Here is a 236-nt window from a genome sequence, read left to right on the forward strand (position 1 = left end):
GACGGCTTCTGGGCCGACGTCAGTCGCGAGACCCTGAGCCTCACCAGCCTGGGCGGTCTCAAGCCCGGCAGCCGGGTCAACCTGGAAAAGGCGCTGATGCCCACCACTCGTCTTGGCGGCCACCTGGTCAGCGGCCACGTGGACGGACTCGGCGAAGTGGTCTCCCGCGCCGATAACGCCCGCGCCGTGCAGTTCCGCCTGCGCGCCCCTGCCGAGCTGGCCCGCTATATCGCGCT

1 pseudogene is annotated in these 236 nt (G+C 70.3%); it reads left to right on the forward strand.

Going from position 1 to position 236, the window contains the following annotated elements:
- Positions 1-236, forward strand: a pseudogene (locus FS767_RS22615) (riboflavin synthase); the annotation flags it as partial.

This window comes from Pseudomonas sp. DE0010 (assembly GCF_007680745.1).
Taxonomy (GTDB): domain Bacteria; phylum Pseudomonadota; class Gammaproteobacteria; order Pseudomonadales; family Pseudomonadaceae; genus Aquipseudomonas; species Aquipseudomonas parafulva_B.